The organism is Micromonospora sp. WMMD1274, from assembly GCF_049179035.1.
GTDB lineage: Bacteria > Actinomycetota > Actinomycetes > Mycobacteriales > Micromonosporaceae > Micromonospora > Micromonospora tulbaghiae.
Map to the genome: position 1 here is coordinate 755,733 of NZ_JBMHMG010000001.1, position 14,148 is coordinate 769,880.

Below are 14,148 nucleotides of genomic sequence, written 5' to 3' on the forward strand. Positions count from 1 at the left end.
CAAGATCTCAACCAACCCAAGGGGTGACCGCGATCAGCGCACCCCAACAGCACCACAGCACCCCCCGCCCGACCGCACCCACCGCGTTGATCATGAAGTTGGCGGCGACAAATCGGACACCAGCCACCGCCAACTTCATGATCGACGGGGCAGGGCAGCGCACCCGGCGTCGCGCGCATCCCGTGCACCCCACTCACCCGGTCCGGCGGTCCACCGCGCCCCGCCCCTGCCCGGCCGCCGGTCGCCCGCCCATCGCCCATCCGGCCGAGCTGTCCCGCCTGTCCCGCCTGTCCCGGCCCGCTCCGGTCCGCCCCACCCCGCCGACCCGGCCCCTCCCGTCCGCCCTGCTCCACCCCACCCGCCTCGATCCGCGTCGGTGATCAAGGAGTTCGTGTCCCTGCGGGAGCCCTCCCAGGACACAAACTCCTTGATCACCGCGCGGGGTGCGCCGGGACGAAAGGCGAGCCAGCACGAAAGCGAGCCGGCCTGAAGGCGAGCCGGCCTGAAGGCGAGCCGGCGTCAGGGCGGAACGGGGCGAGGAGAGCGCGGTACGGGCCTGGCCGGTGATGCCCTGGAAGCGCTGGACTGGGTCGTCCGCCTTCTGGCCGTGGGGCGAAGGGGGTCAGCGGTCGGCGGCGGGGACCGGGGCGGGCTGCTCGGAGGGCTCGGACACGTGCAGGCGCTTGGCTCGGCGGCGCAGCCACGCGGTGCTGACCACGCCGGCCAGCACGGCCAGCACCAGCCCGGCCCAGGAGATGTCCTTGAGCCAGTGCTCGGCGGTCTGCCCGAGATAGAACAGCAGGTAGGTGGTGCCGAACGCCCACACCAGCCCGCCTGCGGCGTTGGCGACCAGGAACCGGCGGTACGGCACGCGCAGCGCCCCGGCGAGCGGCCCGGCGAGGATGCGCAGCAGCGCGACGAACCGCCCGAAGAACACCGCCCAGACGCCGTGCCGGGCGAAGCTCAGCTCGGCGCGGGCCAGGTGTGCCGGGCCGAGGTGTTTCGGGAAGCGACGGCCGAGCCGTTCCAGCAGAGGGCGGCCACCTCGGCGGCCCACCGCGTACCCGATGGAGTCGCCGATGATGGCGCCGGTGGCCGCGGCGGTCGCCACCCACTCGGGCCCGACGGCGCCGGTGGCGGCGAGCAGCGCGGCGCTGACCAGCACGATCTCGCCGGGCAGCGGAATGCCCATGCTCTCCACGCCGATCACGCCGCCCACGAGCAGGCAGATCAGGGCCGGCGGGAGCGCGGCGAGCCAGTGCTGTACGTCGACCACCCGCCGACCCTACCCGCGCCGGGTCAGCCCGCGGGGGCCAGGAACTCCAGCCGGTTGCCGTGCGGGTCGTACGTGTGGAACCGTCGCATGCCGGGAATCTCGTCGTCGCCCCAGGTCACGGCGTGTCCGGCGGCGTCGAGGCGGGCGGCCAGCTCGTCCAGGTCGGGGCGCAGCAGCGCGGGGTGCGCCTTGCGGGCGGGCCGGAAGTCGTCCTCGACGCCCAGGTGCAGCTCGGTGTCGTACCCGGTGAACCAGCAGCCACCGCGGGCGGCGAGGGCCGGGGGTTTGGGCTTCTCGGTGAGGCCGAGCAGGCCGGTGTAGAAGGAGCGGGACGCGTCCTCGGAGCCGCGGGGGCAGGCGAGCAGGACGTGATGGATCATGGTGGCACCTCCTCGTCCCGCAGCGTGGCACGAGGTTGCACGAATAGCAAGACGGACGTACGGTTTTGTAGAGACCGACGCAGGTAAGTGTTGCCTAAGCACGGCAGCGCCCCGGTCGGTGCGACAAACTGCTCAGGACTACTCACGGTCGCTGGTGTGAAGGAGTACGACGTGGCGAGCCTCGACACCTTCGGTGCGAAGACCCAGCTACGCGTCGGAGACGCGAGCTACGAGATTTTCAGGATCGACAAGGTGGAGGGCCACGAGCGACTGCCCTACAGCTTGAAGATCCTGCTGGAGAACCTGCTGCGGACCGAGGACGGCGCGAACATCACCGCCGACCACATCCAGCAGCTCGGCGCGTGGGACGCCACCGCCGACCCGAGCGTGGAGATCCAGTTCACCCCGGCCCGGGTGCTGATGCAGGACTTCACCGGCGTGCCCTGCGTGGTCGACCTGGCCACCATGCGCGAGGCGGTCCGTGACCTGGGCGGCGACGCCACCAAGGTCAACCCCCTCGCTCCGGCCGAGCTGGTCATCGACCACTCGGTCATCGCCGACCTGTTCGGCCGCGAAGACGCCTTCGAGCGCAACGTCGAGCTGGAGTACGAGCGCAACAAGGAGCGCTACCAGTTCCTGCGCTGGGGCCAGACCGCGTTCAACGAGTTCAAGGTCGTCCCACCGGGCACCGGCATCGTGCACCAGGTCAACATCGAGTACCTGGCCCGTACGATCATGGAGCGCAACGGCCAGGCGTACCCGGACACGGTCGTCGGCACCGACTCGCACACCACCATGGTCAACGGCCTGGGCGTGCTGGGCTGGGGCGTCGGCGGCATCGAGGCCGAGGCCGCGATGCTCGGCCAGCCGGTCAGCATGCTGATCCCCCGCGTGGTCGGCTTCAAGCTCTCCGGTGAGATGCCGGCCGGCACCACCGCCACCGACCTGGTGCTGACCATCACCGAGATGCTGCGCAAGCACGGCGTGGTCGGCAAGTTCGTCGAGTTCTACGGCCCCGGCGTGAGCGCCGTGCCGCTGGCCAACCGCGCCACCATCGGCAACATGTCGCCGGAGTACGGCTCGACCGTGGCGATCTTCCCGATCGACGCCGAGACCGTCCGCTACCTGGAGCTGACCGGCCGCGACGCTCAGCAGGTCGCGCTGGTCGAGGCGTACGCCAAGGAGCAGGGCCTCTGGCACGACCCGGAGCGCGAGCCGGAGTACTCCGAGCGCCTCGAGCTCGACCTGAGCACCATCGAGCCGTCGCTGGCCGGCCCGAAGCGCCCGCAGGACCGGGTGCCGCTGGGCAGCGCCAAGACGCTGTTCCGCGCCGCGCTCAGCGACTACGTGGCCGCCGACGAGACCGGCGGCGACCCGGGCCGCAAGCCGGGCGTGCCGCAGCAGGAGAAGCCGTTCGGCGCCGACGGCCCGGCCGACGAGGCGTCGGCCGAGTCGTTCCCGGCCAGCGACTCCCCCGCCAACGGCGTCAACGACCCGGCGGACGCGCCGCGCGACCTGGAGACCGCCGCTGTGGGCGCGGGCGGCCGGGCGAGCAATCCGGTACGCGTGACCAGCGCCGACGGCGTCGAGTACGAGCTGGACCACGGCGCCGTGGTGATCGCCGCGATCACCTCCTGCACCAACACCTCGAACCCGCAGGTGATGATCGGCGCCGCGCTGCTGGCCCGCAACGCGGTGGAGAAGGGCCTGGCCCGCAAGCCGTGGGTGAAGACCACCCTGGCGCCGGGCTCGAAGGTCGTCATGGACTACTACGACCGTGCCGGCCTCACGCCGTACCTGGAGAAGCTCGGCTTCAACCTGGTCGGCTACGGCTGCACCACCTGCATCGGCAACTCCGGCCCGCTGCCGGAGGAGGTCTCCGCCGCCGTCAACGACGGTGACCTGGCGGTCGTGTCGGTGCTGTCCGGCAACCGCAACTTCGAGGGCCGGATCAACCCGGACGTCAAGATGAACTACCTGGCGTCCCCGCCGCTGGTGGTCGCGTACGCGCTCGCCGGCACCATGGACATCGACCTGGCCAACGAGCCGATCGGCGAGGACGCCCAGGGCAACCCGGTGTTCCTGCGGGAGATCTGGCCGAACAGCGCCGAGATCCAGGACGTCATCGCCTCCGCGATCGGCGCGACCGGCTTCAGCGCCGCGTACGCCGACGTGTTCGCCGGTGACGAGCGCTGGCAGTCGCTGCCGACCCCGACCGGTGACACGTTCTCCTGGGACGGCGAGTCGACCTACGTGCGCAAGCCCCCGTACTTCGAGGGCATGCAGCAGGAGCCGACCCCGGTGCAGGACATCGCGGACGCGCGGGTGCTGGCCAAGCTGGGCGACTCGGTGACCACCGACCACATCTCCCCGGCCGGTTCGATCAAGGCGGACTCCCCCGCCGGCAAGTACCTGGCCGAGCACGGCGTGGCCCGGCACGAGTTCAACTCGTACGGCTCCCGCCGGGGCAACCACGAGGTGATGATCCGGGGCACGTTCGCCAACATCCGGCTGCGCAACCAGCTCGTCCCGGGCGTCGAGGGCGGCTTCACTGTGAACCACCTGACCGGCGAGCAGACCTCGATCTACGACGCCTCGATGGCCTACCAGGAGGCGGGCGTCCCGCTGGTCATCCTGGCCGGCAAGGAGTACGGCTCCGGCTCGTCGCGTGACTGGGCGGCCAAGGGCACCATGCTGCTGGGCGTGAAGGCGGTCATCGCCGAGTCGTACGAGCGGATCCACCGCTCGAACCTGATCGGCATGGGCGTGCTGCCGCTGCAGTTCCCGGGCGGCGAGACCGCCGAGTCGCTGGGCCTGACCGGCACCGAGACGTTCTCGATCAGCGGCGTCACCGCGCTCAACGACGGCGACACCCCGCGTACGGTGAAGGTCACCACCGACACCGGCGTGGAGTTCGACGCCGTGGTCCGCATCGACACCCCGGGTGAGGCGGACTACTACCGGCACGGCGGCATCCTGCAGTACGTGCTGCGCCGCATGATCGCGAGCTGATTCGCGTACGGCTGACACAGGGCCGCTTCCCGCTCCGGCGGGGAGCGGCCCTCGCCGTACCGTGGTCATCGCAGCCGGAGCGCGACGGCGCGTGCCTCGGAGTCGGTGAGCGGCAGGAACCACAGGAAGCGCCGCACGATCGCGACCGGGTCCGGGCCGTCGGGCCGGCCGCGCAGGTCGCGGATGGCCTGCCGGGTGAGCCGGGAGAACTCGGGGATCATCGTGGCGCGGCGGGCCGCGTCGGTGGGCGCGGCCCGCAGGGTCGGGCACGGCCAGGGCTCGCCGCAGCGGTCGCAGCGCCAGGCCGGACCGCACGCGCGGTGGCCGGTCAGCGGCAGCACCACCCGGGGGTACGCCGATGTGGGTGTCGGTTCGGTCATGCCCCTACCGTGCCGAGGGTGCCCGAACAATCACACAGCGTTGTGTAATCTCCTTCGGACAGTTCTTTTGCTCCGGGGAGGAACGGGCATGAACCATGCCTTCGTCACCGCGCTGGCCGGTGCCGGCCACACCGCCGAGAGCCTGGCGGAACGGCTCGGACTGCACCCGAAGACGGTGGCCCGATGGGCGAACCCCGGACACATCCCGCAGAGCCGGCACCGCGCGACTGTGGCGAACCTGCTGGGCCAGCCGATCGAGGCGCTCTGGCCGGACACGGTCCGCCGCCGCGAGCCGGTCTGGTTCCGCCCGTGGGTCGACATCGAACGCGAGGCGGTCGCGCTGCGAGCCTTCCAACTGGCCTGGGTGCCGGGCCTGTTGCAGACCGAGGCGTACGCCCGGGCCACGTTCATCGGCCAGCCGCTGACCGCCGACGAGATCACCGACCTGGTCACCGCCCGGCTGGACCGGCAGGTCATCCTCACCCGCCCGCGCGGGCCGCTGTACGTCGTGGTGCTCGACGAGCAGGTGCTGCGCCGCGCCGCCGCCGGCGACCGGGCGCTGATGGCCGCGCAGGTGACCCACCTGCTCGCCTGCGCCGAACTGCCGAACGTGCAGCTCCACGTGGTACCGGTGGACACGCCGACCTATCCCGGGCTGGACGGGCCGTTCGTCATCGCGGAACTGCGCGACGGCAACCGGGTGGCGCATGTGGACAGTCAGGCCCGCGCGCAGATCATCGAGCAGCCCTCGGAGATTGCTACCCTGGAGCGTCGGTGGGAACGCATCCGGGGCGAGGCGCTGCCTCGCGCGCGGACCCTGGAACTGCTGAGGGAAGTGGCGGCGGCATGGACCTGAGCGGCGCCCGGTGGCGCAAGAGCACCCGCAGCGGCGGCAACGGCGGCGACTGCGTCGAGGTCGCCGGCAACCTGCCCGGTGTGGTCGGCGTCCGCGACTCGAAGGACCCGGCCGGGCCGGTGCTCACCTTCACCCCGGCCGCGTGGATCCGGTTCGTGACGTCGACCCGCCGCTGAGCGGGCCGAAAGGGCCACCCTTTCGCCCATCCCACGCATTGAGAAATTGCTGTTCGATGAATTCCGTCGCCCCCGATCGCACATCCGACACTGCAAACAATCGACGTCCATGATTCGTTGACACGCTCCGAATACCGTCGATACGTTGCCGGCATCGCGATGAACAACGGGGGCGCTCCAGTTTCGATCCGGGAATCGAACACTGGGAAGGATTTCATGAAGACGACGATCAAACTTCTGGCCCTGCCGGCCCTGATCCTGCCGGCGATCCTCGCCGGCACTCCGGCGCTGGCCGGCACCGGCACCACCGCGGGCACGGCCGCTCCGGCCGCTGTCACGTCGATCGAGCGCAAGGCGGGGTCGTCCGCGCAGGCCAGGGCATACTGGACGGCCGAGCGCATGGCGGCGGCCACTCCGGCCGACGAGGTGGAGAAGTCCGCCGGCCCGGTCACCCAGAGCCCTGCGGCGGAGCGGGTGCGGCGCTTCGCGGAGGCGGTGGCGCCGAAGGACGGCAGCGGCTTCGGCGCCCAGCTGAACGAGTCGATCACGGTGGGGAAGATCTTCTACACCAGCTCGACCGACGGTCTGGGCCACTACTGCTCCGCGAGCGTGGTGAACAGCCCGGCGCGCAACATGGTCTTCACGGCCGCGCACTGCGTGCACGACGGGCCGGGCCGGGACTGGCACACCGCGAACTGGATGTTCGTGCCGTCGTACCGCAACGGCGCGCAGCCGTACGGCACCTGGGACTGGTCCACGCTCGCGGTGCCGAGCGGCTGGATCAGCACCCGCGAGCGGCAGTACGACGTGGCGGTCGCGCTCGTCTACGGCAGCCGGTCGATCGTGGACGCGGTCGGCGCGAACGGGCTGCTCACCGGCGGTGGCCGGGCGTACCACTACGACATCTTCGGCTACCCGAGCAACAAGGACAGCGGTGAGGTCCAGTGGGTCTGCTCGGGCACGTCGCGGGACGCGGGCAGCAACCGGATCGAGATGAACTGCGGCTTCGGGGGCGGTTCGAGCGGCGGTCCGTGGTACTACAGCTACGACAACACCACCAGGCGCGGTGACGTGCACGGGGTGATGAGTTACTCGAGCGGCTCGAACACGAACGGCTCGCCGTACTTCTCCGCCGCGGTGGTGGGGACGCTCTACAACACGTACGCGAACGACACCTGGTGAACGACGTCCGCCTGGTGTGCCGCCCGGCGCACCAGGCGGACCGGTGCCGGTCGGACCGGCACCCGGCCCCGGAGGAGGCGACATGTCCCATCGTGTGCTGCTCGGCGCGGCCGCCGTCGCGGCGCTCGCCGTGGCCGCGGCCGTCGTGGTCGTCGCGGCTCGCGACGGGGGCGCGCGGCGACCGGCACCGCCCGGCCCGGTGGTCGCGACGCACAATCCGAGCCCCGGCGCCACCGATCCGTCCGAATACTGGACGAGGGAACGAATGCGGGACGCGATCGGCGACTGATTCACCGAATTGCGTCCGCCGGATCTGCGGCCGCCGGAATCGAATGCGCAATTCCCATTCCCAGCGAGTCATGAGTGCCGGCGAGTCCTCACGGAACAGTGTCGGAGTAGACCTCGACGTCGTAGAGCAGTTGCACGTTGCGGCGGCCGTTGGTGACGCCGACGAAGACCGGGTCACCGGCCGGGGTGCGACCCTGGCGCCACACCTGTTCCCGGGCCGCTTCCCGCGACTCGTGATGGACGCCGCCCTCGCGATGCGTCTGGAGGACGCGGCGGGCGGTGGTGGGGTCGCTGTCGAGGTGGATCCGCAGCAGGGGCACGGCGCGCCCTCCTGCCTACTGTCGACGCCGGACTTTCGCCTGTTCGATCAGCTTACCGTTGTTAAGCTGCCTGTCCAGTGAACTAAAGTGGCTCCATGACAGCGACAGAGCCCGGTGCACCGACGACACCGGTGTGGCTGCGGGCAGTGCCGCCGCGGGCGCGGCGCAAGCCGCCGCTGACCCTCGAACGCATCGTGGAACTCGCGGTGACGGTGCTGGACGAGCAGGGCGTCGAGGGCCTGACGATGCGCTGCCTCGCCCAGCGGCTCGACGTGACCGCCACCGCGCTCTACTGGCACGTGAAGACGAAGGACGACGTCCTGGACCTGGCCGTCGACCACATCTTCGGCGAGGTGCCGGTGCCGGACGACGGCGACGACTGGATGGACGACGTCCGTGTCCTCGTCCGGGCGTGGCGCGGCGCGATGCTGCGCCATCCCTGGGCACCCCGGCTGGTCGGACGCCCGATGCTCGGGCCCAACGTCCTGGCCCGTACCGAGTTCCTCCAGTCGGCGCTCGTGCGCGGCGGCTGCGGCGGTCTTCACCTCGCAGTCGCCACGAGAATGCTGGCCAACTACGTCATCGGCGCCTCGCTCACGGAGGCCACGTGGCGCCAGACCGCGGACCCGGGCGCGAGAGCCGCAGCCCGCGACCACATCGCCGCGAGCGCCGGCGCCTATCCGACCCTCAGCGCCTCCGGCCATCTCGACGACACCCGATGGGACGACGACCTGCTGTTCGAGAAGGGCCTCGACGCTGTCATCCACGCGGCGGCACGGGCAGGAACGCCGGACTGACCACGCTCGCCTCTCAGCCGGCGGCGCTCTCCAGCACGGCCTTGAGCCGGGCCAGGTCCGCCTGAACGAGCGCGGTGTCCCGGTCGAAGTCCGCGTCGCTCATGCCGGGCATCCGCCGCAGGCTGAACACCACCTCGGTGGCGTCCCCGTCGGCGATGGCGCGCAGCGGCACGTAGACCGTCTCGCCCGACGGCGTCAGCACCTCGTGGTCGAGCACGCCGTACTCGTTGGCCGGGGCGAAGGTCAGCCGCGCCCGCCCCTCGGGCGTGTCCACGTACCAGTGGCCGTCGACGAGCACGACCGAGCCGCCGAGGCCCGGGGCCCAGCGGGGCAGGTTCGCCGGGTCGGCGGCGAAGGCGTAGACCTCCGCGACCGGACGGTCGATGTGGACGCTGAGGTGCCGGGACTCCGAGGCCATGCGCCGATGATGGCACGCTGTCGGACGCCCGCGTTACGCTGCCGCCGATTCCGACCGACACCTCGGGAGACGACCACATGGGCATGGTGTTCACCGCACGCCGGCTGTCCGGCGAGGACCTGGCGACGGTGCTGGCCGACCCGGACGCGGTCGGCACGCTGTTCGACGGCGGTCCGGACGAACTCGACCTCGACAAGGCGTGGCACGGGCTGCACTACCTGCTGAACGGCACCACGTACGAGGTCCGGGGCGACGCCGGCCCGGCGATCATCGGGGGCGACCCGATCGGGCCGGACCTCGGCATGGGCCCGGCCCGGCTGCTCATGCCCGACGCCGTGCGCGCCGTGGCCGCCGGGCTCGACGCGGTGGACGACGCGACGCTGCGGGCCCGCTTCGATCCGGCGGCCATGTCGGAGGCCGAGATTTATCCGCACATCTGGGACGACGGCGAAGACGAGTTCGACAACTACCTGCTGCCGAACTTCACCGCCCTGCGCGACTTCTACCGCGACGCGGCGGCGAGCGGAGACGCCGTGCTGCTCGCCGTCACCTGACCCGCCGGAAACGAGCCGCTGGAGACGAGCCGCCGGCAACGGGTGCGCGCCGACGGCCCGGGCGCCGGTAGCGTGCCGGCGTGGGACTCGACGCGTTCGTGTACTGCCGGTGCTGGCAGGACGGCCTCGCCACCCCGTGCCCGGTCGGGCCGGTCGGCTACGACGAGGACGGCTGTCTCGCGTTGTTGCGGCCGTGGGAGGGCAACAAGGCCGCGCACCGCACGTTCGACGCCTGGCAGGCGGAGGCGTGCCCGCACAAGGCAATGGAGCAGGCGAACGAGCACGTGTCCAACTGGGCCGGTGTGCGGCTGTTCCAGCAGGCGCTACGCGCCGCCGGCGAGCACCGTTTCCCGACGCTCGCCGCCGCGCTGCCGGACGCCAACGGCGGCTCACTCACTGCCGACCAGGCAGCGGTCGCGCTCGCCGAGCTGGACGCGTTCGCCCGCACCGCCCGGATCACCGACGAGGTGGAGCTGGTCGACGAGGCGACCGGCGCGGTCGTGATGCAGTACGTCGAGGCATACCGCGGATTGTTCATGTTCGGCCCGGGCTTTCAGGCGGGCGTCGATCCGGACGGCTTCTTCGTCCTCGACCGCGCCGACCCGCCGGTCACGCTGTTCCGGGCCGTCCGGTTCGGCCAGCGGCCGCTGCCCGGCGACCGGGTGGAGTTCACCACCGGCGGGACGCGGACGGTGGTGGCGATGCGGCCGGTGGGCGAGCACGGCGAGCCGCCGCCCGAACGGCTCGCGGTACGGACCCGGAGCCGGTCGGGCGGCGACTTCGCCTACATCGTGGAGCCGCTGCGCCGGCTGTGCGCGGCGTCGGTGGCGACCGGCAACCCGGTCATGTGGTACTGACGAGCGCCGCTCACCACGGGATCGTGCCCGCGTCCTCGAAGTAGCCGCCGGTCGGCCCGTCGTCCGGCAGCGTCGCCAGCCGGATTCCGATCGCCGCGCCCTGCTGTGGGGTCCGCACGCCCCGGAAGCTGTTGAGGTCGGTCGCGGTGAAACCCGGGCAGGCAGCGTTGATCAGGATGCCCGTGCCGGCGAGCGCCCGCGCGTACTGGATGGTCACCGCGTTGAGCATGCTCTTCGACGGCGAGTACGCCACCGACAGCGGGCCGGTCTGATGTTCGCCCTCCGAGGCGCTCTGCCGGGTCAGCGAGCCGACGCCACTGGACATGTTGACGATCCGCGGCGAGGCCGAGCGGCGCAGCAACGGCAGCATCGCCTCGGTCACCCGGACCACCCCGATCACGTTCACCTCGACCGCGGTCCGGATGGTCGCGAGGTCGACGTCACCCGGGTGCTGCGGCATGCCACCCGTCACGCCCGCGTTGTTGACCAGCACGTCCAGCCCGCCGGCCTCCGTCTCCAGCAGCCGGGCGGCGGCGGCCACGCTCGCGTCGTCGGTCACGTCCAGCGGTACGCCGAACGCGTCCACGCCGCCCGCGCGCAGCTTCGCGACCGCCTCCGCGAGCCGCTGCTCGTCCCGGGCGCCGACGCCCACCCGCCAGCCCAGCGCGCCCAGGCCCGCCGCGATCTCGTACCCGATGCCCTTGTTCGCGCCCGTCACCAGCGCGATCGTCCGTTCGCTCATGCTCTCGATCCTGTCCGCGCGGCGGGCGGGCCTCCAACACCACCTCGGTAGCGGCCGATACCCGGCGGGTATCGATCCGGCGGTACGGTGGCGGGATGGAGACGCGGGAGCTTCGCTACTTCGTCGCGGTCGCCGAGGAACTGCACTTCGGCCGCGCCGCGCGCCGCCTGGGCATCGCCCAGCCGCCGCTGTCGCGCGCGATCCGGCAACTCGAACGGCGCCTCGGCGTGACGCTGCTGGAACGGGACAGCCGCAGCGTCGCGCTCACCGCCGCCGGTGCGGTGCTGCTCCGGGAGGGCCGGGCCGCCCTGGACGCCGTGGCCGCCGCCGACCGCCGTACCCGCCGCGCCGGTCAGGCCGTGAACGGCGGCCCCGGGCTGGTGCTGGCGACCAAGGCGGGCGCGTCGAGCGAGCTGCTGCCGAAACTGCTCGACGCGTACGCGGCCGAGCCGGACGCGGTCCCCGTCGAGGTGCTGCTGTGCGGCATCGGCGAACAGGAACGGCTGCTGCGCGACGGGCGGGCCGACGTGGCGCTGCTGCACCTGCCGTTCGACTCGACCACCGGGCTGGACACCGAGGAACTCGTCACCGAGCAGCAGGTGGCGGTCCTGCCGGCCGCCCATCCGCTGGCCCGGCGGCCGCACCTCCTCATGGCCGAGGTGGAGACGCTGCCCGGCCTGCCGATGCCGCGCTGGCCCCGGGCCGACGGGTCGTATCCGGACGGTCCGGGCCCCGAGGTCCGGGAGCACGCCCAGTTGTTCCAGCTCATCGCGCTCGGCCGTACCGTTGTGGTGCTGCCGGAGTCAGTCCGGACGCTGCTGCTCGCCGACCTGGTAGCCGTGCCGGTGCCGGACGCTCCGGCGGTGACCACTGTGATCGCGTGGCCGCCGCACAGCCGGTCCCGGTCCCTCGCCGCCCTGATCCGGACCGCCACCCGCCTGTAGGGACCGCCCTACGACAGGTCCTTGCGCATCTGCTGGGTGACCACCCGGTAGCCGGACGTCTCGTACAGCTTGCGTGCCGTCTCGTTGGCGCCGAAGACGTTCAGCTCCAGCGCCTGCGCGCCCCGCTCCCGGGCCGCCCGCTCCCCGGCCGCGAGCAGCGCCCGCCCGAGGCCCCGGCCCCGGTGCCCGGCGGCGACCTCGATGTCGTAGAGGAACGCGCAGCCGGCGAGCCCGCGCGGGTGGGTGAGGCCGATCCACAGGCGTCCCACCGGCGAGCCGTCGGCCAGCACGCCGAGCAGGAACAGCATGCCGGGCGTCGCCATGCCCTGCGGCAGGAAGGCCGCGCTTTCCCGCCGGGCCCGGTCGAGCGCCTCCTCCGGAGTCCAGTTGCCGGCGGCCACGTGCTCCCGCGCGTAGCCGGCGGCGAGTTCGTCCTGCCAGCTGTCGAACTCGTCCGGGGTCATCGCCCGGACGCTCACCTCGGTCATCGCCACTCCCCCGTCGATGTGTGACCGTTCAGTCCTCGGCGGCGCGGCGGCGCGCCTCCCGCAGCTTCATGGCGTGCTCCAGCAGCGTGATCAGCACCTCCTTGGCCGACTCCCGCTTGCGCGCGTCGCACAGCACCACCGGTACGCCCGGGTCCAGGTCGAGCGCGGCCTGCACCTCGTCGAGACGGAACGTCTTGGCGCCCTCGAAGCAGTTCACCGCCACCACGAAGGGCGTACCGCGCCCCTCGAAGTAGTCGATCGACGGGAAGCAGTCGGCCAGCCGGCGGGTGTCGGCGAGCACCACCGCACCGAGCGCGCCGAGTGCCAGCTCGTCCCAGACGAACCAGAACCGGTCCTGCCCGGGCGTGCCGAACAGGTAGAGCACCAGGTCGTCGCTGATGGTGATGCGGCCGAAGTCCATCGCCACGGTGGTGGTCGACTTCTCCTCGATGCCGGACAGGTCGTCGATGCCGATCCCGGTCTCGGTCAGCACCTCCTCGGTCCGCAGGGGCCGGGTCTCGCTGACCGCGCCGACCATCGTGGTCTTGCCGACGCCGAACCCGCCCGCGATCAGGATCTTGATCGCGGTGGGCAGCGGCGCGGCGCCCGCCGGCCGCTCAGAGCGCCCGTAGTCCATTGATTACCGCCTCGAAAACGTGCTCGTCGGGAAGGCCGGCGGTGGTCGCGCGCGGCTCGCGTACCTGTACCAGGCTGCGGGCGGCCAGGTCTCCGAGGAGGACCCGGACCGTGCCCACCGGCAGGTCGAGATGGGCGGCGATCTCGGCCACGGAGAGGATCCGCTGGCAGAGGCCGACGATCGCCACGTGCTCCGGGCCCAGCCCGGACTCCGACCCGACATCCGTGCGGGTCGAGGTGACCAGCGAGATCAGGTCGAACGTGCCGGTCACCGGGCGGGCCCGGCCTCCGGTCACCGCGTACGGGCGCACCACCGGGCCGGCGTGGTCGTCCACCCACTCCTGCTCCGCGGAGTCCCCCCGGCCGGTCATCGTGCCGCGTTCTCGCCGAGGGGCTGTTCCCGGGTCGGTGACGCGACGAACCGGCCGACCCGGGTGACGAGCATGGCCATCTCGTACGCGATCAGGCCGACGTCCGCGTCCTCCGAGGCCAGCACCGCCAGGCAGGCGTTGCGCCCGGCCGCGGTGACGAACAGGAAGGAGGACTGCATCTCGATGATGGTCTGCTGTACGTGCCCGCCACCGAACCGCTTGCCCGCGCCGCGGGCCAGGCTCTGGATGCCGGCCGCCATGGCCGCCAGGTGCTCGCCGTCGTCCCGGCTCAATCCGCGGGACGAGGCCATCAACAGTCCGTCGGTGGAGAGCGCCACGGCGTGCTCCGCCTGCTTGACCCGGCCGACCAGGTCATCCAGCAGCCACGTCAGATCCGCGCTCGAAGCCGTCTTCTGCGCCACTCGTCGTCCTCATCTTCCCGGCTTGTGTGCCGTCAACTTCCGGTTTCCG

Annotated in this window: 20 protein-coding genes; 10 read left to right on the plus strand and 10 right to left on the minus strand. The window is 71.8% G+C overall.

The genetic code is table 11. The features are described from left to right. The first annotated feature begins 137 nt into the window (after window positions 1–137). The gene (locus tag ACN27D_RS02985) at window positions 138–380 is read left to right on the plus strand and encodes a hypothetical protein (protein WP_421498487.1); all 243 of its coding nucleotides are present in this window, start codon (window positions 138–140) and stop codon (window positions 378–380) included. A 242-nt stretch (window positions 381–622) separates the two neighbouring features. Here the strand turns inward: ACN27D_RS02985 and ACN27D_RS02990 are convergent, their stop codons facing one another. Then, the gene (locus ACN27D_RS02990; protein WP_421498488.1) at window positions 623–1,276 is read right to left on the minus strand and encodes a DedA family protein; all 654 of its coding nucleotides are present in this window, start codon (window positions 1,274–1,276) and stop codon (window positions 623–625) included. A gap of 23 nt (window positions 1,277–1,299) precedes the next feature. Then, window positions 1,300–1,656: a VOC family protein gene (locus ACN27D_RS02995; protein WP_120568965.1), complete on the minus strand. Its 357-nt coding sequence runs from the start codon at window positions 1,654–1,656 to the stop codon at window positions 1,300–1,302. Window positions 1,657–1,812: 156 nt separating this feature from the next. On the opposite strand from ACN27D_RS02995, the gene ACN27D_RS03000 reads away from it, so the two are divergent. After that, a complete protein-coding gene (locus tag ACN27D_RS03000; RefSeq protein WP_421498489.1) occupies window positions 1,813–4,668 on the plus strand; it encodes an aconitate hydratase in 2,856 nt (951 codons plus the stop codon). A 65-nt stretch (window positions 4,669–4,733) separates the two neighbouring features. On the opposite strand, the gene ACN27D_RS03005 is transcribed toward ACN27D_RS03000, so the two are convergent. Next, window positions 4,734–5,048 carry a hypothetical protein gene (locus ACN27D_RS03005; RefSeq protein ID WP_387374084.1) on the minus strand — a complete coding sequence of 105 codons (315 nt, stop codon included), beginning with the start codon at window positions 5,046–5,048 and terminating at the stop codon, window positions 4,734–4,736. Window positions 5,049–5,136: 88 nt separating this feature from the next. Here ACN27D_RS03005 and ACN27D_RS03010 point away from each other — a divergent pair, with 88 nt between their 5' ends. The 4 genes from ACN27D_RS03010 (at window position 5,137) to ACN27D_RS03025 (ending at window position 7,551) form a co-directional block, all read left to right on the plus strand. Beyond that, a complete protein-coding gene (locus ACN27D_RS03010; RefSeq protein WP_421498490.1) occupies window positions 5,137–5,904 on the plus strand; it encodes a Scr1 family TA system antitoxin-like transcriptional regulator in 768 nt (255 codons plus the stop codon). Beyond that, window positions 5,895–6,080: a DUF397 domain-containing protein gene (locus ACN27D_RS03015; RefSeq protein ID WP_421498491.1), complete on the plus strand. Its 186-nt coding sequence runs from the start codon at window positions 5,895–5,897 to the stop codon at window positions 6,078–6,080. The genes ACN27D_RS03010 and ACN27D_RS03015 overlap by 10 nt, the downstream gene beginning before the upstream one ends. Window positions 6,081–6,296: 216 nt before the next feature. Further along, complete coding sequence (locus ACN27D_RS03020) at window positions 6,297–7,262, plus strand: trypsin-like serine peptidase (RefSeq protein WP_355116921.1); 966 nt, start codon at window positions 6,297–6,299, stop codon at window positions 7,260–7,262. An 82-nt stretch (window positions 7,263–7,344) separates the two neighbouring features. Continuing rightward, window positions 7,345–7,551, plus strand: coding sequence for a hypothetical protein (locus tag ACN27D_RS03025; RefSeq protein ID WP_145751957.1), 207 nt, complete (start codon window positions 7,345–7,347; stop codon window positions 7,549–7,551). An 88-nt stretch (window positions 7,552–7,639) separates the two neighbouring features. Here the strand turns inward: ACN27D_RS03025 and ACN27D_RS03030 are convergent, their stop codons facing one another. Next, window positions 7,640–7,870 (minus strand): hypothetical protein, encoded by a 231-nt coding sequence (locus ACN27D_RS03030; RefSeq protein ID WP_120568960.1) that lies wholly within the window; start codon window positions 7,868–7,870, stop codon window positions 7,640–7,642. A 95-nt stretch (window positions 7,871–7,965) separates the two neighbouring features. Between ACN27D_RS03030 and ACN27D_RS03035 the strand changes: the two genes are divergently transcribed. Continuing rightward, the gene (locus ACN27D_RS03035; RefSeq protein WP_421498492.1) at window positions 7,966–8,667 is read left to right on the plus strand and encodes a TetR/AcrR family transcriptional regulator; all 702 of its coding nucleotides are present in this window, start codon (window positions 7,966–7,968) and stop codon (window positions 8,665–8,667) included. Window positions 8,668–8,680: 13 nt separating this feature from the next. On the opposite strand, the gene ACN27D_RS03040 is transcribed toward ACN27D_RS03035, so the two are convergent. Beyond that, window positions 8,681–9,085 carry an SRPBCC family protein gene (locus tag ACN27D_RS03040; protein ID WP_120568958.1) on the minus strand — a complete coding sequence of 135 codons (405 nt, stop codon included), beginning with the start codon at window positions 9,083–9,085 and terminating at the stop codon, window positions 8,681–8,683. Between the two features lie 83 nt (window positions 9,086–9,168). Here ACN27D_RS03040 and ACN27D_RS03045 point away from each other — a divergent pair, with 83 nt between their 5' ends. Together ACN27D_RS03045 and ACN27D_RS03050 are read left to right on the plus strand one after the other, a co-directional pair. Continuing rightward, the gene (locus tag ACN27D_RS03045) at window positions 9,169–9,639 is read left to right on the plus strand and encodes a YfbM family protein (RefSeq protein ID WP_258544911.1); all 471 of its coding nucleotides are present in this window, start codon (window positions 9,169–9,171) and stop codon (window positions 9,637–9,639) included. Between the two features lie 80 nt (window positions 9,640–9,719). After that, the gene (locus ACN27D_RS03050; RefSeq protein ID WP_421498493.1) at window positions 9,720–10,496 is read left to right on the plus strand and encodes a hypothetical protein; all 777 of its coding nucleotides are present in this window, start codon (window positions 9,720–9,722) and stop codon (window positions 10,494–10,496) included. A gap of 10 nt (window positions 10,497–10,506) precedes the next feature. On the opposite strand, the gene ACN27D_RS03055 is transcribed toward ACN27D_RS03050, so the two are convergent. Then, window positions 10,507–11,238 (minus strand): SDR family oxidoreductase, encoded by a 732-nt coding sequence (locus ACN27D_RS03055; protein ID WP_121683060.1) that lies wholly within the window; start codon window positions 11,236–11,238, stop codon window positions 10,507–10,509. A gap of 95 nt (window positions 11,239–11,333) precedes the next feature. Between ACN27D_RS03055 and ACN27D_RS03060 the strand changes: the two genes are divergently transcribed. Continuing rightward, complete coding sequence (locus ACN27D_RS03060) at window positions 11,334–12,182, plus strand: LysR family transcriptional regulator (RefSeq protein ID WP_421498494.1); 849 nt, start codon at window positions 11,334–11,336, stop codon at window positions 12,180–12,182. Between the two features lie 8 nt (window positions 12,183–12,190). On the opposite strand, the gene ACN27D_RS03065 is transcribed toward ACN27D_RS03060, so the two are convergent. The 4 genes from ACN27D_RS03065 to ACN27D_RS03080 are packed head-to-tail and all read right to left on the minus strand — an operon-like array spanning window position 12,191 to window position 14,099. Further along, window positions 12,191–12,670: a GNAT family N-acetyltransferase gene (locus ACN27D_RS03065; protein WP_145751945.1), complete on the minus strand. Its 480-nt coding sequence runs from the start codon at window positions 12,668–12,670 to the stop codon at window positions 12,191–12,193. Between the two features lie 28 nt (window positions 12,671–12,698). Then, entirely contained in the window at window positions 12,699–13,307 is a 609-nt protein-coding gene (locus ACN27D_RS03070; RefSeq protein WP_013287415.1) for a GTP-binding protein, read from the minus strand. Beyond that, window positions 13,288–13,677 (minus strand): DUF742 domain-containing protein, encoded by a 390-nt coding sequence (locus ACN27D_RS03075; protein ID WP_013287416.1) that lies wholly within the window; start codon window positions 13,675–13,677, stop codon window positions 13,288–13,290. Before ACN27D_RS03075 ends, ACN27D_RS03070 begins: the two co-directional genes overlap by 20 nt. After that, a complete protein-coding gene (locus ACN27D_RS03080; RefSeq protein ID WP_013287417.1) occupies window positions 13,674–14,099 on the minus strand; it encodes a roadblock/LC7 domain-containing protein in 426 nt (141 codons plus the stop codon). Before ACN27D_RS03080 ends, ACN27D_RS03075 begins: the two co-directional genes overlap by 4 nt. Between the last annotated feature and the right edge of the window lie 49 nt (window positions 14,100–14,148).

Coding starts and splice junctions, on each gene's coding strand:
- ACN27D_RS02985 (WP_421498487.1), top strand. CDS start 138: ATGATCGACGGGGCAGGGCAGCGCACCCGGCGTCGCGCGCATCCCGTG.
- ACN27D_RS02995 (WP_120568965.1), bottom strand. CDS start 1,656: ATGATCCATCACGTCCTGCTCGCCTGCCCCCGCGGCTCCGAGGACGCG.
- ACN27D_RS03005 (WP_387374084.1), bottom strand. CDS start 5,048: ATGACCGAACCGACACCCACATCGGCGTACCCCCGGGTGGTGCTGCCG.
- ACN27D_RS03010 (WP_421498490.1), top strand. CDS start 5,137: ATGAACCATGCCTTCGTCACCGCGCTGGCCGGTGCCGGCCACACCGCC.
- ACN27D_RS03015 (WP_421498491.1), top strand. CDS start 5,895: ATGGACCTGAGCGGCGCCCGGTGGCGCAAGAGCACCCGCAGCGGCGGC.
- ACN27D_RS03020 (WP_355116921.1), top strand. CDS start 6,297: ATGAAGACGACGATCAAACTTCTGGCCCTGCCGGCCCTGATCCTGCCG.
- ACN27D_RS03025 (WP_145751957.1), top strand. CDS start 7,345: ATGTCCCATCGTGTGCTGCTCGGCGCGGCCGCCGTCGCGGCGCTCGCC.
- ACN27D_RS03035 (WP_421498492.1), top strand. CDS start 7,966: ATGACAGCGACAGAGCCCGGTGCACCGACGACACCGGTGTGGCTGCGG.
- ACN27D_RS03040 (WP_120568958.1), bottom strand. CDS start 9,085: ATGGCCTCGGAGTCCCGGCACCTCAGCGTCCACATCGACCGTCCGGTC.
- ACN27D_RS03045 (WP_258544911.1), top strand. CDS start 9,169: ATGGTGTTCACCGCACGCCGGCTGTCCGGCGAGGACCTGGCGACGGTG.
- ACN27D_RS03055 (WP_121683060.1), bottom strand. CDS start 11,238: ATGAGCGAACGGACGATCGCGCTGGTGACGGGCGCGAACAAGGGCATC.
- ACN27D_RS03060 (WP_421498494.1), top strand. CDS start 11,334: ATGGAGACGCGGGAGCTTCGCTACTTCGTCGCGGTCGCCGAGGAACTG.
- ACN27D_RS03065 (WP_145751945.1), bottom strand. CDS start 12,670: ATGACCGAGGTGAGCGTCCGGGCGATGACCCCGGACGAGTTCGACAGC.
- ACN27D_RS03070 (WP_013287415.1), bottom strand. CDS start 13,307: ATGGACTACGGGCGCTCTGAGCGGCCGGCGGGCGCCGCGCCGCTGCCC.
- ACN27D_RS03075 (WP_013287416.1), bottom strand. CDS start 13,677: ATGACCGGCCGGGGGGACTCCGCGGAGCAGGAGTGGGTGGACGACCAC.